This is a genomic window from Sutcliffiella halmapala (assembly GCF_050107295.1).
GTDB classification, from domain to species: Bacteria; Bacillota; Bacilli; order Bacillales; family Bacillaceae_I; genus Sutcliffiella_A; species Sutcliffiella_A halmapala_A.
The window spans coordinates 385609-411870 of sequence record NZ_JBNIKR010000002.1 but is presented as its reverse complement, the minus strand read 5'-3'; the positions used below and the strand labels follow the sequence as shown (position 1 = coordinate 411870).

General features: G+C 41.7%; 30 protein-coding genes. 9 read left to right on the top strand and 21 right to left on the bottom strand.

The window, feature by feature from the left end; translation table 11 throughout:
• Nucleotides 1–303 precede the first annotated feature (303 nt).
• Nucleotides 304–906 carry an alpha/beta hydrolase gene (locus tag ACQCT5_RS06005; RefSeq protein ID WP_499639958.1) on the bottom strand — a complete coding sequence of 201 codons (603 nt, stop codon included), beginning with the start codon at nt 904–906 and terminating at the stop codon, nt 304–306.
• Between the two features lie 156 nt (nt 907–1062).
• Between ACQCT5_RS06005 and ACQCT5_RS06000 the strand changes: the two genes are divergently transcribed.
• Nucleotides 1063–1572 carry an Hsp20/alpha crystallin family protein gene (locus ACQCT5_RS06000; protein ID WP_499639956.1) on the top strand — a complete coding sequence of 170 codons (510 nt, stop codon included), beginning with the start codon at nt 1063–1065 and terminating at the stop codon, nt 1570–1572.
• 30 nt (nt 1573–1602) lie between these two features.
• Here ACQCT5_RS06000 and ACQCT5_RS05995 read toward each other — a convergent pair whose 3' ends face one another.
• Complete coding sequence (locus ACQCT5_RS05995) at nt 1603–2724, bottom strand: hypothetical protein (protein WP_499639954.1); 1122 nt, start codon at nt 2722–2724, stop codon at nt 1603–1605.
• A 126-nt stretch (nt 2725–2850) separates the two neighbouring features.
• Between ACQCT5_RS05995 and ACQCT5_RS05990 the strand changes: the two genes are divergently transcribed.
• Entirely contained in the window at nt 2851–3582 is a 732-nt protein-coding gene (locus ACQCT5_RS05990; protein ID WP_499639952.1) for a ZIP family metal transporter, read from the top strand.
• 38 nt (nt 3583–3620) lie between these two features.
• On the opposite strand, the gene ACQCT5_RS05985 is transcribed toward ACQCT5_RS05990, so the two are convergent.
• The 3 genes from ACQCT5_RS05985 to deoD all read right to left on the bottom strand — a co-directional run bounded on the left by ACQCT5_RS05985 (nt 3621) and on the right by deoD (nt 5832).
• Nucleotides 3621–4484: a M15 family metallopeptidase gene (locus tag ACQCT5_RS05985; protein WP_499639950.1), complete on the bottom strand. Its 864-nt coding sequence runs from the start codon at nt 4482–4484 to the stop codon at nt 3621–3623.
• Between the two features lie 173 nt (nt 4485–4657).
• A complete protein-coding gene (locus ACQCT5_RS05980) occupies nt 4658–5065 on the bottom strand; it encodes a secondary thiamine-phosphate synthase enzyme YjbQ (RefSeq protein ID WP_499639948.1) in 408 nt (135 codons plus the stop codon).
• 62 nt (nt 5066–5127) lie between these two features.
• Entirely contained in the window at nt 5128–5832 is a 705-nt protein-coding gene (gene deoD, locus ACQCT5_RS05975) for a purine-nucleoside phosphorylase (protein WP_499639946.1), read from the bottom strand.
• A 353-nt stretch (nt 5833–6185) separates the two neighbouring features.
• Between deoD and yoyE the strand changes: the two genes are divergently transcribed.
• Entirely contained in the window at nt 6186–6329 is a 144-nt protein-coding gene (gene yoyE, locus ACQCT5_RS05970) for a protein YoyE (protein WP_417900166.1), read from the top strand.
• Nucleotides 6330–6383: 54 nt separating this feature from the next.
• Here the strand turns inward: yoyE and ACQCT5_RS05965 are convergent, their stop codons facing one another.
• A complete protein-coding gene (locus ACQCT5_RS05965) occupies nt 6384–6698 on the bottom strand; it encodes a hypothetical protein (RefSeq protein WP_499639944.1) in 315 nt (104 codons plus the stop codon).
• A 215-nt stretch (nt 6699–6913) separates the two neighbouring features.
• Between ACQCT5_RS05965 and ACQCT5_RS05960 the strand changes: the two genes are divergently transcribed.
• Nucleotides 6914–8029: a DUF2515 family protein gene (locus ACQCT5_RS05960; protein WP_499639942.1), complete on the top strand. Its 1116-nt coding sequence runs from the start codon at nt 6914–6916 to the stop codon at nt 8027–8029.
• A gap of 141 nt (nt 8030–8170) precedes the next feature.
• Here the strand turns inward: ACQCT5_RS05960 and ACQCT5_RS05955 are convergent, their stop codons facing one another.
• A complete protein-coding gene (locus ACQCT5_RS05955) occupies nt 8171–8344 on the bottom strand; it encodes a YozD family protein (RefSeq protein WP_204414386.1) in 174 nt (57 codons plus the stop codon).
• A 180-nt stretch (nt 8345–8524) separates the two neighbouring features.
• Between ACQCT5_RS05955 and ACQCT5_RS05950 the strand changes: the two genes are divergently transcribed.
• A complete protein-coding gene (locus ACQCT5_RS05950) occupies nt 8525–8683 on the top strand; it encodes a hypothetical protein (RefSeq protein WP_386638389.1) in 159 nt (52 codons plus the stop codon).
• On the opposite strand, the gene yodN is transcribed toward ACQCT5_RS05950, so the two are convergent.
• The 13 genes from yodN to msrA form a co-directional block, all read right to left on the bottom strand.
• Nucleotides 8672–9379: a germination protein YodN gene (yodN, locus tag ACQCT5_RS05945; RefSeq protein ID WP_499639939.1), complete on the bottom strand. Its 708-nt coding sequence runs from the start codon at nt 9377–9379 to the stop codon at nt 8672–8674. The two genes, ACQCT5_RS05950 and yodN, sit on opposite strands and share 12 nt — an antisense overlap.
• Nucleotides 9380–9733: 354 nt before the next feature.
• On the bottom strand, nt 9734–9952 hold the full coding sequence (locus tag ACQCT5_RS05940; protein WP_499639937.1) for a YozE family protein: 219 nt from the start codon (nt 9950–9952) through the stop codon (nt 9734–9736).
• Between the two features lie 69 nt (nt 9953–10021).
• Nucleotides 10022–10300, bottom strand: coding sequence for a YokU family protein (locus ACQCT5_RS05935; protein ID WP_499639935.1), 279 nt, complete (start codon nt 10298–10300; stop codon nt 10022–10024).
• 11 nt (nt 10301–10311) lie between these two features.
• On the bottom strand, nt 10312–11727 hold the full coding sequence (gene kamA, locus ACQCT5_RS05930) for a lysine 2,3-aminomutase (protein ID WP_499639933.1): 1416 nt from the start codon (nt 11725–11727) through the stop codon (nt 10312–10314).
• Between the two features lie 152 nt (nt 11728–11879).
• The gene (locus tag ACQCT5_RS05925) at nt 11880–13250 is read right to left on the bottom strand and encodes a sigma-54 interaction domain-containing protein (protein WP_499639999.1); all 1371 of its coding nucleotides are present in this window, start codon (nt 13248–13250) and stop codon (nt 11880–11882) included.
• A 43-nt stretch (nt 13251–13293) separates the two neighbouring features.
• Nucleotides 13294–14181, bottom strand: a complete 888-nt coding sequence (gene ablB, locus ACQCT5_RS05920) for a putative beta-lysine N-acetyltransferase (RefSeq protein ID WP_499639931.1) — start codon at nt 14179–14181, stop codon at nt 13294–13296.
• 210 nt (nt 14182–14391) lie between these two features.
• Nucleotides 14392–15660, bottom strand: a complete 1269-nt coding sequence (locus tag ACQCT5_RS05915) for a peptidase (RefSeq protein ID WP_499639997.1) — start codon at nt 15658–15660, stop codon at nt 14392–14394.
• Nucleotides 15661–15708: 48 nt separating this feature from the next.
• Nucleotides 15709–16368: a 3-oxoacid CoA-transferase subunit B gene (locus ACQCT5_RS05910; RefSeq protein ID WP_499639929.1), complete on the bottom strand. Its 660-nt coding sequence runs from the start codon at nt 16366–16368 to the stop codon at nt 15709–15711.
• Nucleotides 16338–17054, bottom strand: coding sequence for a CoA transferase subunit A (locus ACQCT5_RS05905; protein WP_499639927.1), 717 nt, complete (start codon nt 17052–17054; stop codon nt 16338–16340). Before ACQCT5_RS05905 ends, ACQCT5_RS05910 begins: the two co-directional genes overlap by 31 nt.
• A 14-nt stretch (nt 17055–17068) precedes the next feature.
• The gene (locus tag ACQCT5_RS05900) at nt 17069–18403 is read right to left on the bottom strand and encodes an aspartate aminotransferase family protein (RefSeq protein WP_499639925.1); all 1335 of its coding nucleotides are present in this window, start codon (nt 18401–18403) and stop codon (nt 17069–17071) included.
• Nucleotides 18404–18716: 313 nt separating this feature from the next.
• Nucleotides 18717–18863: a YjcZ family sporulation protein gene (locus ACQCT5_RS05895; protein ID WP_499639923.1), complete on the bottom strand. Its 147-nt coding sequence runs from the start codon at nt 18861–18863 to the stop codon at nt 18717–18719.
• Between the two features lie 119 nt (nt 18864–18982).
• Nucleotides 18983–20467: a methyl-accepting chemotaxis protein gene (locus ACQCT5_RS05890; protein WP_499639921.1), complete on the bottom strand. Its 1485-nt coding sequence runs from the start codon at nt 20465–20467 to the stop codon at nt 18983–18985.
• Nucleotides 20468–20660: 193 nt separating this feature from the next.
• A complete protein-coding gene (msrA, locus tag ACQCT5_RS05885) occupies nt 20661–21626 on the bottom strand; it encodes a peptide-methionine (S)-S-oxide reductase MsrA (protein WP_499639919.1) in 966 nt (321 codons plus the stop codon).
• Nucleotides 21627–21777: 151 nt separating this feature from the next.
• On the opposite strand from msrA, the gene ACQCT5_RS05880 reads away from it, so the two are divergent.
• Nucleotides 21778–22707, top strand: a complete 930-nt coding sequence (locus ACQCT5_RS05880) for a CobW family GTP-binding protein (RefSeq protein WP_499639917.1) — start codon at nt 21778–21780, stop codon at nt 22705–22707.
• A gap of 16 nt (nt 22708–22723) precedes the next feature.
• Here ACQCT5_RS05880 and ACQCT5_RS05875 read toward each other — a convergent pair whose 3' ends face one another.
• Nucleotides 22724–22894, bottom strand: coding sequence for a Fur-regulated basic protein FbpA (locus ACQCT5_RS05875; RefSeq protein WP_499639915.1), 171 nt, complete (start codon nt 22892–22894; stop codon nt 22724–22726).
• Between the two features lie 190 nt (nt 22895–23084).
• Between ACQCT5_RS05875 and ACQCT5_RS05870 the strand changes: the two genes are divergently transcribed.
• From ACQCT5_RS05870 to ACQCT5_RS05860, 3 genes are all read left to right on the top strand, one after another.
• Entirely contained in the window at nt 23085–23411 is a 327-nt protein-coding gene (locus ACQCT5_RS05870; protein ID WP_499639913.1) for a MerR family transcriptional regulator, read from the top strand.
• Nucleotides 23412–23674: 263 nt separating this feature from the next.
• Nucleotides 23675–25432, top strand: a complete 1758-nt coding sequence (locus tag ACQCT5_RS05865; RefSeq protein WP_499639911.1) for a LytS/YhcK type 5TM receptor domain-containing protein — start codon at nt 23675–23677, stop codon at nt 25430–25432.
• Nucleotides 25425–26156, top strand: a complete 732-nt coding sequence (locus ACQCT5_RS05860; protein ID WP_499639909.1) for a LytR/AlgR family response regulator transcription factor — start codon at nt 25425–25427, stop codon at nt 26154–26156. Before ACQCT5_RS05865 ends, ACQCT5_RS05860 begins: the two co-directional genes overlap by 8 nt.
• Nucleotides 26157–26262 lie beyond the last annotated feature (106 nt).

Here is a 26262-nt window from a genome sequence, read left to right as displayed (position 1 = left end):
CTTACATATTGTTTTTTTACATCCTCCATCGGTCCATTACGTTTACTCATTTGGACTCCTCCTTTGATACTTCTATGATAATATCTTTTGATTGAGGTGTCCAAATGAGTTAGGGGGCTAAATAGTTTCCGCTCGAATTTAGTGGCTTTCCGCCCGATTTTACCTATCTTCCGCCCGAACACCAAATTTCGACAATTCTAGCACCCCTTACTCCGCCACAGTTCTCTGGCACGTTCGTTTACCGGAAAGGCTCCTCATTGGCAAAAAAAGAATGACCGTTAAAAGTCATTCCCTCTTTTTTGCTTAGTTAAGCTTGTCTAACCATTTCTTTGAAGCTGACACTTCGGAATGGGTGAGCTGGTGACCTTGATGTTCCCAGTGGACTTCAACCTGTGCGTGTGCCTCGGTCAGTAAAGATGATAATTCTTCTGTTTCAGATGCGGGGCAGATTGGATCATTTTTTCCTGCACCGATGAACACAGGGACAGAACTAAGGTCAGGTAAAGCCACTCCTCTTCTAGGTACCATCGGATGGTAAAGAATCGCTCCATTTAGGCTATCTTCATAATGGAAAAGAAGACTTCCGGCAATATTCGCTCCGTTGGAATAGCCGACCGCGATTACTTCTTGACGGTCGAATCCGTATTTTTCTGCTGCATCATCCAGGAACTGATGAAGCTCTTTTGTTCGGAAAATAAGATCTTCTTCATCAAACACCCCTTCCGCTAAGCGTCTGAAAAATCGGGGCATTCCATTTTCGGAAACATTCCCCCGAACACTTAGGACAGAAGCATCAGGATCTATCATTTCTGCAACAGGCAATAGATCGTTCTCCGTTCCACCTGTTCCATGCAAAAGTAGCAATACCCTGTCAGAACCCTTCTTGAAAATATGTTTTAGTGTCATAAGCCGTATCCTCCTTTTTCTTTAGAATGGTTACTATATATCTTGAATTCGAGATAATATCAGTATAATGAAATTTATACTTTACGTCAAGGATTCCACATTATTAACCTCTGCCTTACATTAAGAATAAAATGTAAAAAAAACAAAGGAGCTATCATGATGTTTCCATGGAGCAAAATGTTTCCTTTCCCAAAAGATTATATGAAGGAAGATATATTCAAGCAGTCAGATGTGGAGAAAATGATGAAAAAAGCCATGGGTGGCAAATTACCTCCTAACCCAGGAAGTTTGTTGCATTCTAATGATTTTTTTGCACAATCCTTTGATCTATTAAATCGCGTCCAAGAGAAAAAGAAGCAGAAGAAAAAACCAATCTTTCAATCGGACGTCTTTGAAACACATGAAGATGTAATCGTTCGGTTCCCTCTTACTTCTGAAGAAAAACTGAAAGAACTTGTTATCTATCACGATGCTTCCACCTGCTTTTTGGAAAACATCCCGAGCACTGGTAGTAAACAAGAAATAAAGCTACCATGTATGGTAAAGTCATCTGGTTCTACTGCCAAATACAAAAACGGCATTTTGGAAATAAGAATTCCAAAAGAACCAATCAATTCCAAGACAAAAATCCCGATTGAAATCATAAAACCTTCAAAAAAGAAATAGAGGCGATACCACCTCTATTTCTCCTTATAACTATAACTGCTTTAACAGTTTTTCCAAATCGACTGTCCAGGGCTCTTCGATAGTCGGACGATAAAGGTCAAAGGTTACCATCCTGTTAGTTGTACCACTTTTGCGATGTACCTGAAGCTTTACAGTAATAGGATAGTTCAGCTTTGTACCCCCGTCCTCTTCCGGAAGATCAGACAACCTCTTGATCATTTCAATTTCTTCCAGTTCTTCAAGATGTCGCTCCATCAGAATACGGTTTTTATCATCAAGTATGGGCGATAGAATAAACCAGTCATGCTGATGGATGGCAAGGACCGTCGCATCTACTATTTCCTGTGGTGAAAGCTTTTGTGTATGGTCCAGCCATTCCCCTGAAGCTTTTTTTATCATGATGGAATGGGCATGATCCATTTTCCTTGACTTGTGGGTGATGCTGTCCTGGAAATGGATGCAGAAATGGCCTGGAAATCCATTTTTCAACGCTCCTTGTCCGTGAGGCATTCCATGCATGGATCCGGCAAATTGACCAAATTGACCATTTTCGGAAATGACAAGGATGGCTCTCCTGTCCCAGCTCCAGGTACCACGATAAATCTTTTTCATGATCTTCGTATCATCATGTGTCAAAGGCTGGACATCCGCATGATATGAACCTGCTCTCCGTTGGACTTCAAAAGACAATCCCGTATCCAAATCAAGCACTTTTAAGATACTGTACCTAGGAATAAGCTGATTTGCATCATTCCAGGTAATCAATTTCCCATAATGGTTCTTATGCAGCTTTTTCATATCGTTGGAAAGCTGCTTTTTATTTTTTCCCTTTAGGTGTACAAGTATTTTTTTTGCAGATCTATCGTAGATATTAAGTTGGTGATCAATGGCGTACACCACTTTTCCTTTTACCTGAATAAATGTGTCAGTTGGGGGTATCGGATAGGAAATCGCCTCCCATTTCCCATTTTGTACATTCTTTCTTATTTGTTTTGGTAAAGGCATTGCTGTGGAATATCCTGATTCAATGGAAGTTTGGATAACATATTCCCATGTATCCTCTTGCCCAAGGGCTGAAACGGAGGTTCCAAGGAAATTAAGACCAATCAGAATTGCAGCAATTGTGAAAAATGAATAAAGCACCCTCTTCACTTCTAGAAGCCTCCTGTAATAAAATGAATACCTTTGTTATTTTGTCAAAGATAGAAAAAAGTATGTTCTATTTTTTTTCGTACACATTAATAATAGTTACTTTCATAGAAAAAAGGTGAGGCACTGATGGTTCAGGCATTGTTTTGGGGAGCAATCGCAGGTCTATCTCTCATATTGGGAGCAATTGTAGGTCTGCTCGTACCTTTACCACGGAAATTGACCGGGTTTATTATGGCGTTCGGGACAGGAGTTCTCATTGGAGCCGCGGCGTTTGAACTATTGGGTGAAATAGAAGTGGCTACAGGCTACAGCTATGCTATATTTGGATTTCTTATCGGAGCGATTCTATTTACTGCAGCAGAATTGCTGATCAGTAAAAAAGGCGGTAAAGAACGGAAGCGTTCCAAAGGAAAAAAGAGCAATCATTCAGGCATGGCAATTTTTATCGGGTCCATCATTGACGCCATTCCTGAATCCATCATAATCGGGGTCAGCATCCTCAAGGACCATACAGTAAGCTGGGTCATTGTCCTCGCCATTTTCATCAGTAATTTTCCTGAGGCTCTTTCAAGCTCTGTTGGATTAAAGAAGGACGGATATACTACTAGAAAAATTCTGTTTATGTGGATTATTGTCTTCGGCTTAACATCACTAAGCTCATTTTTGGGCTATGTTACCTTCAAGGAACTGAGCGGGGAGTATATGTATCTTGTCAGCGGCTTGGCTGCAGGCGGCATTATTGCGATGGTTGCCTCCACGATGATGCCGGAAGCCTTTGAAGAAGGCGGTCCTGTTGTCGGGCTTCTCTCGGCACTCGGCCTTCTCTGCTCGTATATATTATCAAGCGGAATCATATAAAAACCCCGCAAGCCAAAATATCGCGGGGTTCTGTCGTCCTATTGTTTAATGGCTCTATCAAAAAATTCTTCAAGGGTAAGATCATGCGTATGGATATACTCCGCTACCTCTTTCCCGACATAACGCAGGTGCCATGGCTCGTACTGATAGCCTGTTACGACTTCTTTGCCTTTAGGATATCGGATGATGAATCCATGTTTGTAGGCGTTTTGTTTCACCCACTGTCCTTCAGGCGTTTCGCCGAACTCCTCCGTGAGATCAAGTGCATTCGATCTGCTGGAAATGTCCATGGTAAGACCTGTCTGGTGCTCACTATGACCTGGGATGGCGGAGAAGGTATTCGTTTTTTCCTCTCCCCATTTTTTTAAATAGCTGTTGTATACTCCATATTGGGTTTCATAGGAACGGTAACCGGAAACAGCAAAAAGTTCGACGTTTTCTCTTGTTGCAGCTGCAAACAACTCTTCTAAAGCACGTGCAGCCACTTCCCTCAAATATTTCTTCTCATAGTCACCTTCAAATGAAAATGCAACATTGGGAATGGTTAAATCTGCAGGAACGTAGTCGGCCGGCAGCGCTTGGTTTTTGTTCACGACAAGAAGGATGTTATCTGTGTTTTCGATGACTTTTTCCTGATTCAATACAGTAAAGTACTGTTCATCCAGTACATACTCATTTTCGTTCGTTGGAGATGTTTCAGGTTCATTCTCAGAATCTCCCTGATCACCTTCCGTTTCCTCTGGAATCTCTCCCTCTTCAGCAGGTACCTCTTCAGAAACATTTGCATTGTTTTCTTCTTCGCTGAATTTCTCCCAGAATTTCCAGTCAATATCCTTGATTTGTTGGGAGCATCCACTAAGTAAAGAAACGCTCACAAAAGCCACAGCAATTTTATATTTCATGTTGATCTCACCTTTTACAAGTTGTTTATTTCTATATCGTATCTAATTATGTTTAATAAAAAATAAAATGCCTCACTCATCTCTGTGAAGCATACCTAAACATTCTACCACTAAATTTTATTGACGTAAAAAGATTTACTATAGAAATATATTACTTTTCGGCAAGATATGTCTTACGGCCTATTCTCGATTAATTTCAAGTGAACAGTTCTTTTTCTTGGCCCATCAAACTCACAAAAGAAAATCCCCTGCCATGTACCGAGCACCAATTCGCCATTATCAATGATAATCTGCTGCGAGCTGCCAACCGTAATGGCTTTTAGATGTGCCGCAGTATTCCCTTCCATGTGTAAATACTTCGGGTGATTCCAAGGATATACTTCATCTAATCTCATCTGCACATCGGATACGACATCGGGATCTGCATTCTCGTTTATCGTTATTCCTGCGGTGGTGTGAGGACAATACACTATTACAGTTCCATCCACTATGGACGACTTTTCAAGCTCTTTTTGAACCTGTCCGGTTATATCCTGCCATTCATCCCTGTCACTAGTTGTTAGATTCAAGGTAATCAGCATAGAATAGTCCCTCCCTTTAAATAAAAATATAGCCCTTGACGATTCAAGGGCTATAACACTCATTATTTTTTGATTACTGCTTCAAGTGCCACTTCCATCATGTCACTGAATGTGGTTTGGCGCTCCTCGGAAGTAGTCTCTTCGCCTGTAAGAATATGGTCACTTACAGTCAGAACGGAGAGTGCGTTTCTTCCATACTTTGCTGCAAGCGTATAGAGAGCTGCGGATTCCATTTCGATTGCAAGGATGCCATACTTCGCCCATTTCTCCAACTCGCCGTTGTCATTGTAGAACATGTCTGCTGTAAAGACATTTCCAACTTTAAGGTTCAGACCCTTTTCCACTCCCACATCATATGCTTTTTTCAGCAAATCGAAGTTGGCTGTTGGAGCATAGTCCACTCCACCAAATGTTAAGCGGTTCATTTGGGAATCTGTAGATGCACTCATCGCAAGAATGACATCACGAACCTTTACGTCTTTTTGTATCGCGCCGCAAGTACCTACACGAATCAGGTTTTGAACATTGTATTCATTCATCAATTCGTTAATGTAGATGGAAATGGAAGGTACACCCATTCCAGTACCCTGTACAGAGATGCGCTCTCCTTTATAAGTGCCTGTAAAGCCAAGCATTCCTCTTACTTCATTATAACAAACTGCATCTTCCAAAAATGTTTCTGCAATATATTTTGCTCGTAACGGATCTCCTGGCAATAGGATCGTTTCTGCAATATCACCTTGTTTAGCTCCAATATGTACACTCATCGTGTTACCTCCTAAATACATAAATCAGACTTCAATCATTATCATAAGCCACAATGGATGCGTTATCATCCAAAGAGTGACAAACATTACTATACCATATCTTTCCCTTGTTTCAAAAGAATCTCTCCACCTGATATGAATTCATTTTCTATTTTCGGCAAAACCTAAAAAGGAAGTAAAACGAGTGCTGAAAGGAGATCCTTATGAAAAAGAAACTTCGTCAGGCTGTAGAGCATGCCAATGCGACCAACACAACAAAAAAGAAAACAGCGGAACCTCACTCTTCCAAAAGCGATAAATTGCAGAGCTAGAGCAGCTTTAACTGATAGTCAGATTCGATAGGAGGATTACGGATGGGAAAAAAACACAGAAATCGTATCAATGGACAGAAGAAGAATAATCATATTTCTCCTGATGCGATCGAGGCGGAGCATACTGCACATAAAAAAGAATATTCGCCTAAAGGCCGGAAAAACGGACCCGGAAATCATATTTAATCTTTACCTAGGATAAGGTAGTCATCACTGACTGCCTTATCCTGGGCACCTATCTCATCTTACCTGAATCCTGTTTATTTTTTTCCAACCACCAAATTCAAGTCGATAATAGCTAATACCGAAAGTACCCTCATCAATCATGATGATATCACCAGTTGCAATGAATCGACCTTCATAATCAGCAGGAATGGAGTCTGTAACATTGAACTTACGGTATACCTTGCTGATTAATTCGTGGTGATTATTCGCCTCCATGGTCAAACGGAATACAGGAGCATACCCTTTCGTTTCTCCATATTTCGGTGTTTGCATAATGGTGACATCGTATTCTCCGGAACCAATTTTCATCATTCTTTTTATAGCCAACATCCTACTTCACCCCTCAACCATTTTTATACTATATAAATTAGAAACTTGCCTTGTCGATTCCTTCATCAAAAAAAAGAAAGTTTTGTCGAAATGAGCTGATAAATAGGAAATTTTGTTTAAAATTATGTAATCTAATCAAATTGACCACCAGGGAATGATGTGAACTTGTGGGCATCATTTTCTTTTCCATTAATAAAATAAATGGAGGTGGTGGCATGTTTTTCAATTGGATCAAAAACAAAATGCAGAAGAATGTTAATGAGAATAGCCACGGAATACTTACTTCACATGAGAAAGCTACACTGATGCACGAGTGGCAAGTTCCTCCTTCCCTATCTCCCCTAACGGAAACTGAAAAGAAGCTACTCGATGAAATTAAGATCCGGACTTTCCTTTTGAATAGAAACAACATCACAAGAACGCAAGCCTATATGGATATTTATTTGAATCACCCTGAACTACATTGGGCATTTCTCGCACATATGGTTTCACGGAATGCGGGATGGAACATGACTGATCTAAAAAGACACAACTTGTCAGGTTTAATGAGCTTTGACCGCATTTCCGTCTTTTTCAGCTTTTTGGAAAAAGGCAATCACCTTATTTTCGAGGATGCCTTCCCTCAGCTATCTCTTTATGCAGAAGGAAAAAAACATAACAGAGACTTCACTCACCTGCTCGGACATTTAGGCGTCTCGTCATTCATGTTGCCTGTTTGGAGACTTTTCCTTGATCAGCAGCAAAAAAACTCGAGGATGCTGACGGTTTCGCTGATCATCAATGAACAGAGTCTATTGGAAAGGCGTGTCATGAACAACTCTTTTTACCAGCAGAAGGTGCTGGATTCCCTTACTTTCCAGATGCAGGAAAGGATGGGCTTCACTCAGATTCTTTTTCCATACCATTTCAGATACGAAATCGAGATTACTGGAAGCACTGTAGATAATTTCGCTAGCCTGCCATCAAGGATAGAGTTTGGGAAAAAACTCTATAAAATCTTATTTTCAGGAAAGAACGTCAAGCTTGGTGCCTATAGCTTTGGAAAGGCTACAGTCCATACGGGTTCTCGCAGTGATTACATGACTGAAGTATTTTCAACGGAAACTGGCAGTCCGAAAGTGTTCAGTCCTCATCTGGAAAAGGTATGGCCAGACTACCACCACAAATCATCGCATAAATTCGATGATTGGTTTTCTTTTGAAAAAGCCACTCAGCTTCCAGGCCTGTACACATTGTCTGAAACAGAAGACACTCCGAATATGAAAAAGAAGCATTTAGTGAATATTTTGCAGCTTTCTAGCCTCGGGGAGGTCCATAAAATGATCACTTGATATGAAAAAAACGGCAGTTTTCACTGCCGTTCCCTTAATTTCTAACTCTACTAGAGGTGCTAGAAGAGGTCACAGCAACAACAACCTCTTCTATTCCGGCACTCTTACATAAAGGGGCTTTGAATGAGGAGTTTACCATGATTAGTCGATGTCCATTTCTTCATCGATTATGCATTTTTCCAACAGATATTCAAACATGATATCGGCCAGTTCCTCGATCTCACTCTCCGCCGGGACGAAACCTCGTCTTACCAGCTCATTGTAAAAGAATTCGGCTATCTCCTCAGTATCAATGACCACTTCGATTTCTTTCACAATATCACCCCTTTTTTAAAGGTTTATGTACTTCTTTTTAGATATATGTCTTACTCACTATAATAATCCATCTCCTATTGGTTTTACCAGAATTGTTTGAAGAATAAGCATATTTATTTTCTAGTAGTCATAGGTTTAAGTATGTTGGACAAGCAGCAAAAAACATAAGGGGGAAATTTTATGAGAGAGTATATGACACGTTTGGAAAAGCTAGGAGAAGAAGAAGTACTTTTGCCATTCTTGGATAGAATAAGCGAAAGCCTTGTTAAAGCAGCTATTGTAGTAGGATTACCATTTTTCATCATATTACTTCTACAATTCTCCTTTTTACTTTTCTAATTGGCTATGTTTTTTACCTTCCATATATTTTTTTAGATTCTTGACTACAAGGTTCATCACTTCTCTGTATTCCTGGTCTCCAAAGATATCATAAAGAACCTTATAATCATTGTATACATCCAATAAACCGTCAATGATACGCTGGTATTCCTGGTTAAACTCTTCTTTTTTATAATGTTTGTTTGAACCTGTCATGGGATTATACAACTCCAAGCTCGTATTTTCTTTGTTGAACATATAGGATAATCCAAGTTTATGAATAAGAATTTCTGCATGATCATGATGGACAACCATGGTCAATTCTTCTTCCCCAGCTTCAAGCCATTCTCCGTCTGACATCCTTGTAAGTTCATAGATGATATCCTCCCAGGAATCCTCTTTATAACGCCAGATTTCTGTGCGGAATCCCACTATTTTGAATAATTCTGTCCCATAGCCAATAACTTGGACGATATCCCCAATAAAATAGAGATACTTGATGTCCAAGTGCTCAGTCACCAGGACCTTCCCTTCATACTCGGACACAAATGCCAATGTTTCCTCCTGGTAAAGCCCTTCGCTTGAATTGACCTCATACACATAAGCCCCATCGATCTGCTTGATATCTGTCACTTTTCCAACAGTTCCATATATGGTGATTACAACAATGTCACCCATTTTATATTTCGGTTTATTCGGTTTCTTTTTCTTCCCCATATAATCTATCTCCTTACTTATCCCTGTGGCTTTGATAGTAATGTATTATATGCAGGAAGAAGGAAAAGCGCTAAAGGTGAAAATTTTTTATGGGATGTGGATGATATAAAAACTAAACTCTCTGTTAAACACCGCTGTTGATTTCCGCACTAGGCGCAGCGACCCAAAGAGCTTGCGTGAGCCTCCTCGGCTTCGCCTGTGGGGTCTCCGCTAAACGCAACACCCGCCGGAGTCTTCGCCTATTGCTCCAATCAACAGCTAGCAAACATTAATAATAACCCATTTGTATTTGTATAAAAAAGACAAACAAAAAACACATCCGCAACTCCTACGAACGTGTTTTTTTCTACTTTTCTATACATCTTCCTTATATAGCTCCCACGCTTCATCGAAGGTGGACATACTACTCAAGTACTGCCCGTTCATTTCTAGATAGCTGCTTATTTCGTGGTAATCGGTAGAATTCTTCGGGAAGCTATGGTCATCGTATGCATGGTTGGCAAAGATGCTGATGGCATCTCTCTTCAATGCATGGCGGTATTTCAATAGATAATGATAAAAAGACTTTCTCATACAAATACACTCACCCAGTTTTTTCTCTCATTTTACAGGAAAAAACGGTTGTTGTTAAGACTATTGCATTTAACTGCTGAAATCGAAGTAGTTTCTTTTGAGTAGCCTTGGTTTATTCATCAACGCAGCATAGGAAAGTTCGTTCTCCAGATCTTTAGTGCTGATCAGGAAGAGCTGATCCTCTATTTCCTTTGTTATGTCATCCTCCTGGTATTCCATTCCGCACGCCAGACAGCTTCTTGAAGGAGTTTCGGTTATTGTAATCGCTCTTGAACCATCGGGCAATTCCCAATACACGGTGTTTTTGTTTTCTACGGCTTCATCAGCCTCACACCATTTACATATCATGCAATCCCCTCCTAATTGCCGTCACCGGTTTTTTCCACTTCCGTATACTTCTGCTGTTGTGCCTGGAATTTCTTTTCCTTCAATTCGTCCCGTTTGCCCCGTTTATCCTTTAGAGTCGTATGGGCCGGGTTCGTTTCATAGTTCTTTCGGCGATTCAGCCTGTTCAAGCCCTCAGGTACAAGGTTGAACTGAGAGTCGTTCATCAAGCCGGCTATACCAATATTGGATCTCTTTTCTTCCATATTCGGGTATACTCCTGCAAAATAGTCCTCCGCTCGACCAGGAACATAATTTTCCGGTTCCGGATAGGTGGTAATCACACCTTCGAAATTGCGTAATACCACTTTATCGGCACTTTGGGAGATGATATAGTTCGGTTGCACCGCAATTTTGCCACCACCGCCTGGAGCATCCACAACAAAGGTCGGTACGGCATACCCCGAGGTGTGGCCTCTAAGGCCCTCAATGATTTCGAGCCCCTTTGAAACAGGCGCACGGAAGTGACCGATGCCTTCGGAAAGGTCGCACTGATAGATGTAGTATGGTCTAACTCTAATTTTTACAAGGTCATGCATCAGTTTTTTCATGATTGGGACACTGTCATTGATACCAGCTAAAATAACTGCCTGATTGCCCACAGGCACGCCTGCGTTTACCAGCATTTCACAGGCGAGCTTGGATTCTTCTGTTATTTCTATGGAAGTGTTAAAATGCGTATTCAACCAGACTGGATGGTATTTTTTCAGGATATTGCATAAATTTTCCGTTATTCTTTGAGGGAAAACAACAGGTGCCCTTGTACCAATCCTGATTATTTCCAAGTGCGGAATTGCACGTAGATTTTTCAGGATGTATTCAAGGATCTGATCATTAATCAAAAGCCCGTCTCCACCGGAAATGAGGCAGTCGCGGATTTGATCATTTGATGCGATATAGGCAATGGCAGCATCCAGCTGCTTCTTTGGTACCCCCATGCCAATTTGTCCGGAAAACCTGCGTCTTGTACAGTAGCGGCAATACATGGAGCATTGGTTGGTTACGAGAAACAAAACCCTGTCCGGGTACCGGTGCGTCAGTCCGGGTACCGGTGAATCCTCGTCTTCGTGCAAAGGGTCCTCCAGATCATATTTCGTTTTATAGATCTCTTTGCCGATTGGGACAGACTGCATCCTGATCGGGCATCTTGGATCATCCGGATTCATTAAAGATGCATAATACGGAGTTATATTTAAGGGAATAGTTTTGGTGGATATTTTCACACCTTCTTCTTCCTCTGGAGTTAAATTTATGACTTTTTTCAAATCCTCCAATGTCCGTATGGTATTGGTCAATTGCCAAATCCAATCGTTCCACTGCTCATCGGTCACATCTTTCCACAGCTCAATATCTTTCCAGTGGCGGTCAGGCGTATATAAGTCCATTCTCATTCTCTATCTCCTCCCTTTCCTTAACAATTGCAATAACCGTGCCAACTAAGGAAGTTGCCTAGTTATTACTTATATATGTGAAGGGCGGGGAAACTGTTATTATCCTGGTTGAGTAATTTGATTGGCCGGTGCCGGTTTTTTGGCATCTCGCATTAATGAGATTGGCTTTCTATCAATCTTGTCATTTTGTACTGCAGTGTTTGCCTTGGGATTTGCAGAAGCTTTGCAGCTCGCAGGACATTTCCTTCCGTTTGGCTAAGTGCATGCTGGATATATGATTTTTCCGTTTCCAAAAGAACCTGTCGCAGAGACTTATTTTCCTGTGGAGCCGACTCTAGCCCCACTGCTTGAAACTTGGTTGGAAGATCCTTTTCTGTAATGAGCTCTTCCTTTGACTTTACGAGCACATATTCCATTGTATTTTTCAATTCTCTTACATTCCCCGGCCAAGGGTAAGATTGGAAGATTCTAACGACCGATTCGGCAAGTTGTTTCTTCCCCTTGGTATACTTCGAAGCAGAACTCTCGAGAAAATAGTTTGCAAGTAAAGGAATATCGCCATCTCTCTCCTTCAATGGTGGAAGCGTGAGGGAGCAAGTACTTAGGCGATAGTAAAGGTCTTCTCTCAGTCTACCCTCTTTTACACATTTTTCGGGATTTTCATTGAGGGCCGTTATGATTCGCACGTCCACTTTATGTGCCATAACACCACCCACTCTGCGGATGGTTCCATCTTCTAAGACGCGCAATAGCTTTGTTTGGAGCTCTAATGGCATGGAGTTCAATTCGTCTAAAAATAACGTCCCTCCATGCGCAAGCTCCAATAGACCCGCCTTTTCCACAGCTCCTGTATAGCTGCCCTTGGCTGTTCCGAAAAGCAGGCTTTCAAGCAGGCTTTCGGGAATGGCTCCACAGTTCTGAACAATAAAAGGAGCGTTTCTTCGGAAGGATTCCGCATGTATCCCCTGTGCCAGTATCTCCTTGCCTGTCCCTGTTTTGCCATATATGATTACCGGGAGGTCAGAAGCTGCAAAGAGAGAGGCTTCCGCAATAATCCGCCTGCAAAATGGATCCACGGTAATGAAATCTTCCAGAGTAAATTGGACCTCTGGTGATTGTTTCGGAAGTGAATGATCTTTTTTATACATTTTTGTTTGTAGTTCCACAAGCTGATTGGAAAGCATTTTTATCTTTCCATAATTTTTAGCGATTTCAACAGCACCCAACACTTCCCCTTCTACGACAAGTGGGACGGTGGTGTTGATTGTTTCAATCATGACTCCTTTTTTGTTTTCATATCGCTGATTTTGGTGATAGATGGCTTTTTTCGTTTCCAGGACTTTTAAAAGAGTGCTGGTTTGGTCTGTCAAGGAAGGGAAAACGTGCAGGATATGTTTTCCCATCACTTCTTCCCAAGTCAATCCATCATGTTCGGCAGCAACCCTGTTATAGTATATAGTGATTCCATTTTGATCTACTGCATGGATTGCTTCATCTATTCCATTTAATATCCGCTCAAGCATTTCCTTGGATAACAGACTTGATTCCTTCAAATAGTTCACCTGCCTAATTTCCAGCACTTGATGCCGATTTTTCGGCAGAAAGGGCAGATAAATCTTTACTCCACACATTCATATCTTCTATTTTGTCGTAAATATAACAATTATTTTTCAATCTTCCCTGATAGGAATAGCCTGACTTATGCAAAACTGCATTCATTCCAAACGACAAGGCTCTTGCGATGGAATAGCTACAGAAAATCCGCTTGGAAACCAGTTCATTTTCCAAGGATTGTATGATGTCATACATATATCCGCCTTTCCGTTGGGTAGAAAGAGTCGCACAGTCTGTAATTTCGGCATTTCGATATCCCATATTAATATCAGCTGATGCAGCGGCGATTATTTGGCCATCCATCTCGATAACATGATAGATAGTGTTTTCTTCAATCTGCTCTTTTACATAATCCGGATCATCGATTGGAACTGGATAAATGGGAAAAACACTTTTATAAAAGGTAGCCAGTCTTTTTGCATCTAGTGTTGTTGCTTTTTTGATTGAAGGTGTGAAAACCTCTTTGTCCACTATCTTCCTCTCTTTTTTCCATATATCCTCCAACTGTTGATCTTCCTCTACCCACTTTGAACTGGTATATCTTTTCTGATCATGATATTTGCATAGAAAATATGCGTTGCCCCCCAGAAAATATCCAGGGATGCAACCTTCAAGCATGTATCCCTGGCCAAGAAAAGATGGTACGCTTTCCGTTCTGCATTTAACAATCGTTTTGTGGAAATATTTTTCCTTTTGCAGTTCTCTCATGGTAGAAAAAATTTGTTCGAGATTACCTCGGTAGTCCTCAATTTTCAACCTTTCATTCGCAAAGTCTTTATATCCCTTCAGATAGAACTGATCATTTTGCAGGATGATATATTCCCCTTTTATTTTTCCCATGCCAACACCTCCTACTTTAAGTGTTCTATATTGGAATAGAAAATCCCCTTTCTTATATACATTTTTATTTTTATGGATCTGTTGTCTATTCATCAGGTAAGAATGCTTTTTTTGCGAATTCCTGAGCGTCTTATAAAGAAAATTCCTTTAACATAGCTTTCTTTAAAGAGAACCGTCCTGCTTCATGCAGGTACGGTTCTTATTCAAATACTATTTAGCCTTTTCACACCAGTCCAACAGCGTCAAGGCGATAACTTCTGCACAGTCCAGCATGTTCTCTATGGAGATATATTCGTTGGGGTGATGGGCGACCTCTGTGGTGCCGGGCCCGAAGACTACGGTAGGAATCTTTCCGATGCTTGTGAAAAGCCCTCCATCAGTTCCCCAGGGGGAGGCCTCTAAAATTGCCTCTTTTTGTGTCACTTCTTTATAGTTCTTTTTTATAGATTGAACAAAAGGGTGTTCCTCATCAATACCTCCTGGAATCCATCGTGCCCCATACCATTCCAAGTCCACCGGATGCTCTGCAAACCAACTGTCTGTTTCCTTTAATCTTGATAACACTTGTTTCATTTCTTCTTGCACCTCTTGGATGGTCTCTTCAGGTCCTACTCCGATTCTCCCTTCGAGCGTCACCATATCAGGTACAGAGGATGGCCAGTTACCGCCTTCGATCTTCCCTATATTAATGGGAAGAGGAATCGGGATTTTGGCATACAATGGATCCTTTACCCGTTTGTTTCTGTCTTCCTCTAATGTTCTTAATCTATCTATCACAGAAATTGATTTTTCAATGGCACTAATACCTTCATATCTTGTACCCCCATGTGCCGATTTTCCCTTTACTTTCAGACGGAACCACATGGAGCCTTGCTGCTTGGGAAAGATTTTCATATTGGTGGGCTCTGGTATCAAGACAGCATCTGCTTTATAACCACGTAGAATAGCAGCAAGGGTTCCCGCTCCACCGCTCTCTTCCTCAATCACACTCTGGAAGATGACATCTCCCTTCAGGTGTACCCCTGTAGCCTGAAGGGCCTCAAGTGCAAACAGCATTGCCACATTTCCGCCCTTCATATCCGTTGTGCCCCGGCCATAGACCTTCCCGTCCTCTATTTTCCCTTCATATGGGTCACAGTCCCACTGTATTCTTTCTCCTTCAGGTACAACGTCAATATGCCCATTTAAAATGATGGAACGTCCTCCCCCCACTCCTTTCCAGCGTGCAACGACATTAGGAGAATCGAAAAAGTTTTCTCTACTTGATACAAAATTCTCATTTCCCTTCAGTACTTTGCTGTCAGGTTCCCATATATCAATCTCAAGACCAAGCTCCCTGCAAACTTCGATGACAATTGCCTGTGCAGAGCTTTCTTTCCCGGAGACACTCTTTTCTTGTACAATCCTTTGTAGCAATGTAACTGCTTTCCCCTTATTTTTTCTGATCCATTGACGAATCTCACTCGCTTTCTTTTCCACTCTTTCATCCCCTTCCAAACCACCAGCATTCATCTGTAAATCTACCCTTCAGTCATATTTAAAGTCCGAAGACAAAGTGAATGTTGCGGCAGTTTTCCTCTTCACCATTTCCAACGTTGCGCCGGGCATCAATTCCTGTAAAACAAGTCCCGTTTGTGATACTTCCAACACTGCAAGCTCCGTAATAATCATATGAACACACGCAGGCGTGGTAATGGGAAGTGTGCAGGTTGGCAGTATTTTAGGTGTTCCGTTTCGATCGCAATGATTCATGAGGACAATCACTTTTTTCGCTTTTTGCGACAATTCCATGGCACCTCCCATACCCGGTACTCGCTTACCAGGTACTATCCAGTTTGCCAGATCGCCAGATTCACTGACTTGAAGGGAACCAAGAATGGTAACATCCAATTTCCCTCTTCTGATCATCCCGAAAGCGATTGTACTATCCGAGTAGGAGGCGCCACTTTGGATGGTTACCGGGTATCCCGCGGCGTTGCACAAATTTTCATCTTCCTTACCCTCTTCAGGAGTCGGACCCATTCCGAGCACCCCATTTTCGGCATGGAACATGACATGGATATCAGGTGGGAGGTGATTGGGTACAAGAGAGGGGATACCGATTCCCAAATTTACAACCATGCCATTTGTTATTTCCTGAGCAGCCCTTTTGGCAATCAGGTTCCGTATGTTGGATCCCAAACCCATGTCCAATTCACTCCTTTACTCTGAATCATGTGATCTACATAAACTCCTGGTGTGATGATTTCCTCAGGATCGAGTGTACCGAGAGGAACGAACTCATCCACCTCCACGATGGTAATGTCCCCAGCCATTGCCACAAGGGGATTTGTATTCCTGGCACTTTTATCAAAAATCAAATTGCCATATGGGTCCGCTTTTTTTGCATAGACAATAGAAATATCAGCTGTCAGTGAAGACTCGATGATGTAGTTCCGCTCCGCAACCTTGGCAAACTGCTTATTTTTGGTGACCACGTCGCTGTTGATTCCCACATCTACCAGAATGCCTCCAAGACCAACTCCCCCAGCCCGGATTCGTTCGACCAGAGTTCCTTGAGGATTGAATTCCACCTCAAGCCTTCCATCTGTCATTTGCTGCCCTGCAATCGGATTGGAGCCTATATGGGAGGCAATCAGCTTGTTCACCAACCCCTTGCATACAACCTTTCCTATTCCGATCGTCGGGAAGCCTGCATCATTTCCTATTAGACAGAGTTCTCTCGCACCTGATTTTATCAGCAGATCCACTAAAGTCGGCGGCGTACCAACTCCCCCAAATCCGCCAAACATGATAGTGCTGCCACTTTTAAATAATTGGAGGATTTCCTCATAGTCCTTCATTTTCCCGAATGCATTTTCTATTTTTTCCACCCAGCCGCCACTCCTTATAGTTCTTCGTATAATTCTTTCAGTGTTTTTTCTAGGATGGATACCAGTTCCTCTATTTCATTCTTTGTCACCGAGAGTGGAGGGGCTATGATGACTGCATCTCCTCCGACCCCTTCCGTACCTGCTGAAGCTGGATAAATGAGAAGCCCATTTTTCATTGCCATATCAACCAACTTGATGGTCACTGCCTTTTCCTGGGAAAAAGGATACTTGGTGGTATGGTCGGCCACAATTTCCAGACCCAACAATAATCCTTTTCCTCTTACATCGCCAATGATCGGATACTTTTTCTGCAGAATTTCCAGCTGTTGCTTCAAGTATATTCCCATTACTCTTGCATTCTCTACAAGCTCTTCCTTTTCGATAAATCCCAACACTGCCAGAGCTACTGCAGCGGATTGGGGGTTGGCGCTGTAGGTATGTCCGCTCATGATTATTTTGGATCCCTTCAGGATTGTCTCGATGATGGAATGGCTGACAAGTGTCGCCGCTATAGGAGAATAACCTGCACTCATCCCTTTCCCGATACAGATGATATCAGGAGTGACACCCCAGTGTTCGACGGCAAACATTGTCCCTGTTCTTCCTATTCCTGTCATTACCTCATCCGCGATAAAAAGGATATCGTATTTTTTACAAAGCTCTTCAATTTTTTGATAATAGCCATCAGGCGGCGTCACTGCACCTGCAGCTGCACCGACTATCGGTTCAGCTACAAATGCTGCAATGTTCTCTGACCCGATTTCCAAGATTGCTCTTTCCAGATCCCCGGCACAGCTCAATCCACAATCCGGGTATTGGAGGTTGAATGGACAACGATAGCAATACGGAGGCTCCACAATAGGTGATTTTTCCAGCAAAGTTTCAAATCGGCTTCTTCTGTCTGCATGTCCCGATAAGGAAAGTGCACCAATGGTAATCCCATGATAGCTCTTCCATCTTGAAATGATCTGGTTTTTCTCATGTCTTCCCCGTTCCTGCCAGTATTGGATTGCCACCTTCATCGCCGTTTCGATTGATTCTGTCCCGCTATTTACAAAAAATGACCAATTCACGTCTCCTGGAGCGAGCCTCATTAATTTTTCCGCTAGTTTTTCTGCTGGCTCACTGCTGAACTGTGAGCGGTAGATAAAGGATACCTTAGCTGCCTGCTCGGCCATTGCATCAATTACAGCTTGTACATGGTGACCGATACTTGCCGTCACAGCACCTGATGATCCGTCCAAATATTTCTTTCCGTTCACATCAAACAAATAGACACCCATTCCATGACTGATTATCGGATATTTTTTATCCAATAAAGGTTTGATTAAATAGGATTGATAATCCATAAACGATTACTCCTTTCCCTCATCTGCTGTAACCGTTTACCAAAAGGCTTCCACAATATGATAAAGCCACCATATAACCTAAAAGAATATTTCAGGAGAAAAAAAACCTTATTCTATCCTATGTTCAGTGGAGCGAATTCTTTCATAGAAAAAAGAGGCTGTAACAAGGTCCATTGAAAATGACCTTGTTACAGCCTCCTATTCATTAGACACCCATCGGCTCCACCACTAAAGGATAGAAGATGTATAAAAAAACATCCCTAGATAGCTTTCATCAAGGGATGTTTTCCTACGTTCTCTGTTTTTTCAATTCTCAATGCTTGCAGTAGCAAGCGCCAACAATGATTAAAAGAATGAATAAAACAACAATCAAAACAAATGTATTTCCGCAGCCATGTGCTGGTGCTACGTTAGTCGGGTAACCACAAGGTCCACAAGTGTAGTAACAGTAGTCGTTCATAATTATCACTCCTGTTTAATATTTACACTTCTACACTATGTAATAGGTGGCTGTCCTGTATGTGCATATGCCCATTTTAAAGAAAATAACGGATGATTAATGGATTTTGAAACGGTAGATCATTTCTTCTTTTCCATTTCATCGATGATGGTAAGCATGTTTTTAAGTATGGATTCAATATGCGCATTTTCCTCTGTCAGTTGTTCGATATTGGCACTTATCTCCTCAATACCTGCCGTTGCTTCCTCCATCAGGGCAGCAACTTCATTCGTATAGTTGTCCGTATTATTGGTCTTATCCTTTACTTGAAGTGCAAAATCATGAAACTCCTTGACGTTCTCCAATAAATTCTCCAAAGTATCCCCAATATGTACGAACATGTTGTTCACCCGATCGGTTGATTGGAGGTTGATTTTCATTTTTGCACTGTTATTCTGCAATTGCTGAAGGACTTCTTCTTTTGTGCTGTGGAGAGAAGAGAGGTTCTCGGTGATTTCCTTTGTGGTATCTCCGGTCAAGCTCGCAAGCTTTCTGATCTCCTCGGCTACTACAGCAAAGCCTCTTCCCGCTTCCCCTGCCCTGGCAGCTTCGATGGATGCATTCAATGCAAGCAGGTTTGTTTGTTCGGTGATGTTCTTGATATGCTGGGTCAGTAGATTCGTCTCATCGATTTTTTCAGTCAAAACTTGGAAGATTGAATCCACCTGCTTGACATCCTCGGAAAAACTGCTCATATTTTCTTGCAAATCAAGAGCCATATCCTTTCCTTGAACGGCTGTTTTCTGCGAAGAGCCAGTATCCTCGTATAAACTATTGGACTGTTCAACAATATGATCCATCAAGGACGTCACATTGTTTGTCAGCTCCGCTATACCTGCAATTTGATCCGTCTGTCTTTGGCTACCTACGGAGAGTTCATGAATCGTCAAAGAAATTTCTTTTTGTGATTGGATATTAATACTAAGTCTTTCATGAATTCGATCGACACTTTCCATCAATTTCATGGCATCATTTCTGAACGCTTCCTGCTTTTGTTCTTTGATACGGCTTTCTATTTTCATCGTTTCTACAATATTTTCAAACTGAGAGAAAAGCTTTCTCCCGATGGTTATTTGAACATAGGTAACAACAAATAACAAAAAGAATAGGAGGATGATATTGCCGATCTGCCCCTCTGTCAAAAGATGGCCATTCAGAAACGACCATAGAGAATAACCGAACAATATCATGCTACAAATCCCGCCTATAATAAAAACAACCCGATCAAAGTAAACAGTTGCAATGATCAATACAAAAAAAGGCAGTACAAAACCTGATAAAGAAGCTCCGCGATTTATAAGAATGAGAAAAAACACCATAAAGGTAACGACAACTGCAAAGTAAGGCACTACTTTATGAAAGCTGTTCTTCCATTTTGTTAAGAAGAAAAGGGTTACTCCCAATATCAGTGCAGCTAAAATTGAAAATGTGATCACCGGTGAAGCCGGGTAGATGACATTGACGATAAAGCCTGCCGTGTACGAAAACATCACAATAAAAAACATCAGCTTGTTTTTGTTTACCAGATCCTGAAACTTCAACTCTTTGATACTTAAAACAGACATTTCATTTCCCCCACTCAATCAGCCAATATATTTTTCTGTAAGCTAACTAGAAGTATTCTGCACACACGTTTAAAAATCCTGCAAGATAAGGGGAAATTTGTTGAATCATGACATACAACAGTTAACGGTCTATCACTGCACGTGAACAAAAAAAGAATGGAACTCCTATAAGTCCCATCCCAAGTTGATACTATTACTGATTTCTGAAAAGAGGCAGGTATTTTCCGTAGCCTTGTTCTTCAAGCTCACTTAGCGGAACAAAGCGTAATGCTGCAGAGTTTATGCAATAGCGTAGTCCACCCAAATCTTTAGGTCCATCTTCGAAAACGTGCCCCAAATGGGAATCAGAATTTTTACTTCTCACTTCTGTACGGACCATATTGTGAGTCACATCCATCTCCTCATTGATGATATGGGATTCAATCGGCCTTGTGAAGCTTGGCCATCCGCATCCGGCATCATACTTATCCAATGAGCTGAACAGTGCTTCTCCGCTTATGATATCCACATAAATCCCTTCCTCTGTGTGATTCCAGAATTCATTTTTGAACGGAGGTTCTGTCCCATTATTCTGGGTTACCTCATATTGCATGGGAGTTAGCTTGCTTCTGATATCATCGTCAAGCTTCTTCCAGTTTTCCTTGATGAATTTCGCTCTGCCTGAACCGGTATGATACATTTTGTATCTAAAAGGATTTTTCTTATAGTAGTCCTGATGGTATTCTTCAGCTGGATAGAAAGTCGCTGCCGGAAGTATCTCCGTCACTATAGGCGCTGAAAATCTCCCGCTGTACTGCAAATCCTCCTTTGACTTTTCAGCAGCAGCCTTTTGTTCTTCCGTATGATAGAAAATGGCCGTACGGTAAGAATCCCCTCGATCATTGAATTGACCTGAAGAATCTGTTGGATCTATCTGTGTCCAGAATACCTCCAATAATTTTTCATAGGGGAATACGGATGGATTGAAGGTTATTTGAACAGCTTCATAGTGTCCTGTTGTTTCAGAACAAACTTCTTTATAGGTTGGGTTTTCTTTATGACCACCTGTATAGCCGCTGATTACCTCTTCAATTCCGTCCTGCTCGTCAAAGGGCTTGACCATACACCAGAAGCAGCCTCCAGCAAATGTCGCTTTTTCGAATCTATTCGTATTTTCCATACCTGTCCCACCTCTGTTAGTTATACTTTATACGAATTATAGCAACTTACCTGAACAATTCCTAATTTAAAGCATCCATTCCAATAGGTTAATGGTATATGGTAAAATGGGAGGATGAAATGATCCCTTCCATTCTTATTAGGAGGTTGCCATGAGCAAACAAATTGAGGTTTACATACTTTCCGGCTTTTTAGGGAGCGGAAAAACAACCCTGTTGACGCAAATGCTGGAACAGGAACAAAAGAGCGGTAGAAAAGTGGCAGTGATAATGAACGAACTAGGAAAGGTATCCATCGACTCCGATGCCGTGCCAGAGAGTCTGCCGCTAGCCGAGCTGTTCGATGGATGCATCTGCTGCACCATCCAGGAAAAGCTGGAGTCCACCATGCAAGGTCTGTTGATGGATAAAGAACTAGATGCTGTCTATATTGAAACAACTGGGGCCGCACATCCTATTGAAGTACTGGATACAGTGCTTTCCCCCATTTTTGCTGACAGGTTTTCATCCGCAAGAATCATTACCCTGCTTGATGTTCTCAGGTGGAAGGAACGAGATGCGTTATCCATTCAGGTCAAACAGCTTATACGTGAACAAGTGCGTCATGCCGACATGCTCATTCTGAACAAGACGGACCTGCTCAGTGAGGCGGAGGTATCTACCATTCTATTTGAAATCCAGTCCCTGAGTCCCTATGCGAAGACCATCCTGACCAGTTATGCAAAAATCCCGGAGAACAGCTGGATGCAGGTTAAGCAGATAGAAAAAGAAAGTCATCATTCTGCACATGTCAACGAGAAGCTACACTTAAAAACCTTTGTGCACCGTTTTACCTCTTCCATCGACCTGGATCGGTTTGAGGATTGGCTTCGAAGCCTGCCTGATACCGTATACAGAATTAAAGGCTATCTATCTTTTCATCACACTTCGAGCATTTATCTTTTCCAATATTCCTATGGCACCCCTCTCTATTTGAAAGAGCCTGTCAAAGTACCGCTTAATTTTGTCATTATCGGTGAAAATCTTGATGTAGATTCATTAAAAACTCAATTAATGCAGTTGGAACAGACAAAAGAAAGCTAACCCAAGAATTCTTGAGTTAGCTTTTTTGGTTCTTTCCATTATTTACAATGATCGCATATTCTTTTTTGAGTTCACTGATTGTATAGGAGGCTAGAGTCTGTGTGTCGAATGAGTAACCACCATCCATCAGCTTTTGAATATAAAAGCTTCGCACATCATATACTGCTTGCTTTAATACCTTTGCCATTCTTCTCACCTCTCCTTTCAATTAGTGTAAATCATAAAAAACTTGCTTTCCTCTATCATGTAAGGATAAATAACACAGAATCTTCAAATTTACTGAAAAGTTTGTTAGAAATTCTAACAAACACCAAGGAACATTTAGATTTTTTATACTATAATGGATTTAACGAGTGGAGAATAGGATGTGTGAACCCATGAAGCCGGAAGATTCTGCATCAATCAAGGAGAAAAAAGTCATATCCATTGGTACTGTCCGTGAACTAACAGGATTATCCGAAAGGCAGATCAGGTATTACGAAGAGCGTAAACTGATTTTCCCTGCAAGATCAGGATCTGGCATCAGAAAGTATTCCTTTTCCGATGTTGAACGATTGATGGACATTGCCAACCAGATGGAGGAAGGAGTCCAGACCCATGAAATTAGAAGGGAATGGAAAAAGAAAGAAAAGGCAAATGAAGATTGGAAAAAACAGATGCTAAAAGGGCAAATTCAAGCTCATTTTAAAAATAACAAGCAATAAAAGAGGCTTTCATCATTGCCGGTGGAAGTCTCTTTTCTATTTTTAAATACTTTCGCCCGAAAAACAGGATTTGCGCCCGATACTTTATGCTTACCGCTCGGAAATCAAATTTTCCGCCCGAAAAGGGGCACTTGCGCCCGAATTTCCAAATTTGCGCCCGATTTGCAATTTCAGCAATTGGGAGACACTTTTACATTTTTTTAACCAATAGCTTTTAGGATATGCTACCATTATCACAACAACTTTTCTTGGGACGTGAACCTATGTTTGAACTTCTATTGACGATGCTTGAGAGACTCGGAATCATCGTAACCGTCGCCTTTCTCATGACACGGCTGCCTTTTTTTAGGCAACTAATCAATCGACAGCAGATTGACCGGAGACAGCAGGTTATCGCTATCCTCTTTTTCGGTTTTTTTGGTATTGTTGGCACCTATACCGGACTCACATTCAGCACTGATACAAATCTATTCAATCGATGGATCACAGAGTTGACAGAGTCGGAGGCCATTGCGAACTCAAGGGTGATCGGAATTGTAATGGCAGGTCTATTAGGCGGCTACAAAGTTGGAATCGGGGCAGGCTTGATTGCGGGGATACACCGAATGAGCCTGGGGGGATTTACTGCATTCTCCTGTGGCTTTTCCTCCATAATCGCCGGGGTATTAGCTGCATATATCAGAAGTAAATATAAAAGCAAGCGGATAAGTGTCACCATTGCCCTCTTGACTGGTGCACTCGCGGAGTCCATTCAGATGGTGATTATCCTCCTGACATCGGCGCCATTTGATCGGGCATTGGTATTAGTGGAAAGTATCGGCATACCCATGATTCTCGCAAATGGCATTGGCTCGGCCTTATTCTTTCTTATTATTTTGTCTCTTATCAAAGAGGAAGAGAAAGCCGGAGCCGTCCAGGCGCAAAAAGCTTTGTCCCTTGCCGAGAACACACTGAGTCATTTGCGCAAAGGTCTCACACTGCAATCAGCTGAAGAGACATGCAAGATCATCTACCGGGAAGTGGATGCTAGTGCAGTTTCCATAACCGACCAAAAACAGATTTTGGCACATATCGGGATTGGAGACGATCATCACCGACCTCTTTCCCCTATCCAAACACATGTTACAAAACAAGTGTTGCAAAACGGAGAGCTTTTGGTAGCCGGTAAAGACTCCATACATTGCACACATCCCGGTTGTCCCCTTGGTGCGGTAGTGATAGCACCTTTAAAGAAAAGGGACAGAACGGTCGGGACCTTGAAATTTTATTTTCCTGCTGAAAGAGACATCAATAATATCGTGATTCAATTGATTAAGGGTCTAAGCTCACTTATGAGTCACCAGTTGGAGATATCTGATGCGGAAAGAGCATCCAAATTAGCCAATGAAGCTGAAATTAAGGCGTTACAGGCGCAGATCAGCCCTCATTTTCTATTTAATTCACTGAATATCATAGTGTCCTTGATTCGTACCAACCCCATTAAAGCCAGAAAGCTTTTAGTATCACTTTCTCATTTTTTCCGTCAGAACCTCTCGGCAACGACTGTGAAGTGGACGACCCTTCAGGAAGAGCTCAAACATGTACAAGCTTATCTATCTGTGGAAGAAGCGAGATTTATTGATAAGTTGGATGTTGAATATGAGATTGATGAAGGTGTTCTGCATTATCTGATTCCTCCTCTCTCGCTTCAGCCGATCGTGGAAAACGCAGTGAAGCATGGGATAAGGGATATGGAACGTAATAGCAAGGTAGTCATCAGGATTAAAGAACATGTCCATAGGATTGAAATACAGATTACAGACAACGGCAAAGGAATCCCTCCGGAGAGGATTGCGCTGTTAGGGGAAGAACTCGTGTCATCTGCAAGCGGAACAGGATTTGGATTATATAATATAAATAAACGCTTGATCATGATGTTTGGGAAGGAGTCGCAGCTTCATTTTAGAAGCGAATCCGATAAAGGGACAACGGTATTGTTTTTTATTGATAAACGCTTAAAGAAGGATGATCGGAATGAGTAGGAAGATAAAAGCCATCATTGTTGACGATGAAAGATATAGTCGAGAGGAATTGAAGCATCTACTGAACGAATTCCCTTTTGTAGAAGTAATCGGGGAAGCAGAGTCAGGGGAAAGTGCCTTGATTACCTGTATGCAGCAGCAGCCGGATGTTGTATTCCTTGACATAGAAATGCCGAAAATGAATGGGTTGGAGGTCGCGAAGAATTTAAAAGAATTGAAACATATGCCTTTTATCGTATTCGCGACGGCCTATCCCAATTTTGCCGTGGAAGCATTCCGCCATGAAGCAGTGGACTACCTACTTAAACCCTTTGATGAGGATCAGCTGGCTGACACCATAAAGCGACTACAGAAACTGCTCTTCGAACCAGAAGAAGGTTTACAAGTTGCATCCTCCTCAAGGCTGGCTGTGGAACTTGAAAGTGAAATCCATTATATCGATCCACATGCCATTCTCTATATTAGCAGGGATGATAGGGTGAGCAGGATATATACCAAGAAACAGCAGTTTGAGTCCAAGCTTGCACTGAAAGATCTGGAAGAAAGGCTAAAATCATATTCGTTCTTCCGCATTCATAAAAGCTATCTTGTAAATCTATCCTATGTTCAAAAGCTGATTCCCTGGTTTAATGGTGCTTATATGCTCGAGCTACTGGATAGCGAAGAAAAACTATCTGTAAGCAGGAACTATGTAAAGGCGCTCAGAAATAGGCTGGAACTTTAACATTTTGATAAACAGACAGAGAAACGAATTGCAAACAAGGTTTTGCCTCTCTATTTTTTCGTATAATTTCCTGCAATTAGAAAAAAATAACGAAAAGGAGGTTAAG

Excerpts from the sequence above, each read along its gene's own strand:
- yodN (WP_499639939.1), bottom strand. The coding sequence starts at position 9,379 with ATGGGGAAGAAAAAGAAACCGAATAAACCGAAATATAAAATGGGTGAC.
- ACQCT5_RS05950 (WP_386638389.1), top strand. The coding sequence starts at position 8,525 with ATGAGAGAGTATATGACACGTTTGGAAAAGCTAGGAGAAGAAGAAGTA.
- deoD (WP_499639946.1), bottom strand. The coding sequence starts at position 5,832 with ATGAGTGTACATATTGGAGCTAAACAAGGTGATATTGCAGAAACGATC.
- ACQCT5_RS05890 (WP_499639921.1), bottom strand. The coding sequence starts at position 20,467 with ATGTCTGTTTTAAGTATCAAAGAGTTGAAGTTTCAGGATCTGGTAAAC.
- ACQCT5_RS05880 (WP_499639917.1), top strand. The coding sequence starts at position 21,778 with ATGAGCAAACAAATTGAGGTTTACATACTTTCCGGCTTTTTAGGGAGC.
- ACQCT5_RS05860 (WP_499639909.1), top strand. The coding sequence starts at position 25,425 with ATGAGTAGGAAGATAAAAGCCATCATTGTTGACGATGAAAGATATAGT.
- kamA (WP_499639933.1), bottom strand. The coding sequence starts at position 11,727 with ATGAGAATGGACTTATATACGCCTGACCGCCACTGGAAAGATATTGAG.
- ACQCT5_RS05990 (WP_499639952.1), top strand. The coding sequence starts at position 2,851 with ATGGTTCAGGCATTGTTTTGGGGAGCAATCGCAGGTCTATCTCTCATA.
- ACQCT5_RS05985 (WP_499639950.1), bottom strand. The coding sequence starts at position 4,484 with ATGAAATATAAAATTGCTGTGGCTTTTGTGAGCGTTTCTTTACTTAGT.
- ACQCT5_RS05895 (WP_499639923.1), bottom strand. The coding sequence starts at position 18,863 with ATGAACGACTACTGTTACTACACTTGTGGACCTTGTGGTTACCCGACT.
- ablB (WP_499639931.1), bottom strand. The coding sequence starts at position 14,181 with ATGGGAAAAATAAAAGGGGAATATATCATCCTGCAAAATGATCAGTTC.
- ACQCT5_RS06000 (WP_499639956.1), top strand. The coding sequence starts at position 1,063 with ATGATGTTTCCATGGAGCAAAATGTTTCCTTTCCCAAAAGATTATATG.
- ACQCT5_RS05910 (WP_499639929.1), bottom strand. The coding sequence starts at position 16,368 with ATGGGTTTGGGATCCAACATACGGAACCTGATTGCCAAAAGGGCTGCT.
- ACQCT5_RS05940 (WP_499639937.1), bottom strand. The coding sequence starts at position 9,952 with ATGAGAAAGTCTTTTTATCATTATCTATTGAAATACCGCCATGCATTG.
- ACQCT5_RS05870 (WP_499639913.1), top strand. The coding sequence starts at position 23,085 with ATGAAGCCGGAAGATTCTGCATCAATCAAGGAGAAAAAAGTCATATCC.
- ACQCT5_RS05875 (WP_499639915.1), bottom strand. The coding sequence starts at position 22,894 with ATGGCAAAGGTATTAAAGCAAGCAGTATATGATGTGCGAAGCTTTTAT.
- ACQCT5_RS05925 (WP_499639999.1), bottom strand. The coding sequence starts at position 13,250 with ATGCTTGAGCGGATATTAAATGGAATAGATGAAGCAATCCATGCAGTA.
- ACQCT5_RS05960 (WP_499639942.1), top strand. The coding sequence starts at position 6,914 with ATGTTTTTCAATTGGATCAAAAACAAAATGCAGAAGAATGTTAATGAG.
- ACQCT5_RS05965 (WP_499639944.1), bottom strand. The coding sequence starts at position 6,698 with ATGTTGGCTATAAAAAGAATGATGAAAATTGGTTCCGGAGAATACGAT.
- ACQCT5_RS05980 (WP_499639948.1), bottom strand. The coding sequence starts at position 5,065 with ATGCTGATTACCTTGAATCTAACAACTAGTGACAGGGATGAATGGCAG.
- ACQCT5_RS05935 (WP_499639935.1), bottom strand. The coding sequence starts at position 10,300 with ATGATATGTAAATGGTGTGAGGCTGATGAAGCCGTAGAAAACAAAAAC.
- msrA (WP_499639919.1), bottom strand. The coding sequence starts at position 21,626 with ATGGAAAATACGAATAGATTCGAAAAAGCGACATTTGCTGGAGGCTGC.
- ACQCT5_RS06005 (WP_499639958.1), bottom strand. The coding sequence starts at position 906 with ATGACACTAAAACATATTTTCAAGAAGGGTTCTGACAGGGTATTGCTA.
- yoyE (WP_417900166.1), top strand. The coding sequence starts at position 6,186 with ATGGGAAAAAAACACAGAAATCGTATCAATGGACAGAAGAAGAATAAT.
- ACQCT5_RS05900 (WP_499639925.1), bottom strand. The coding sequence starts at position 18,403 with ATGGATTATCAATCCTATTTAATCAAACCTTTATTGGATAAAAAATAT.
- ACQCT5_RS05865 (WP_499639911.1), top strand. The coding sequence starts at position 23,675 with ATGTTTGAACTTCTATTGACGATGCTTGAGAGACTCGGAATCATCGTA.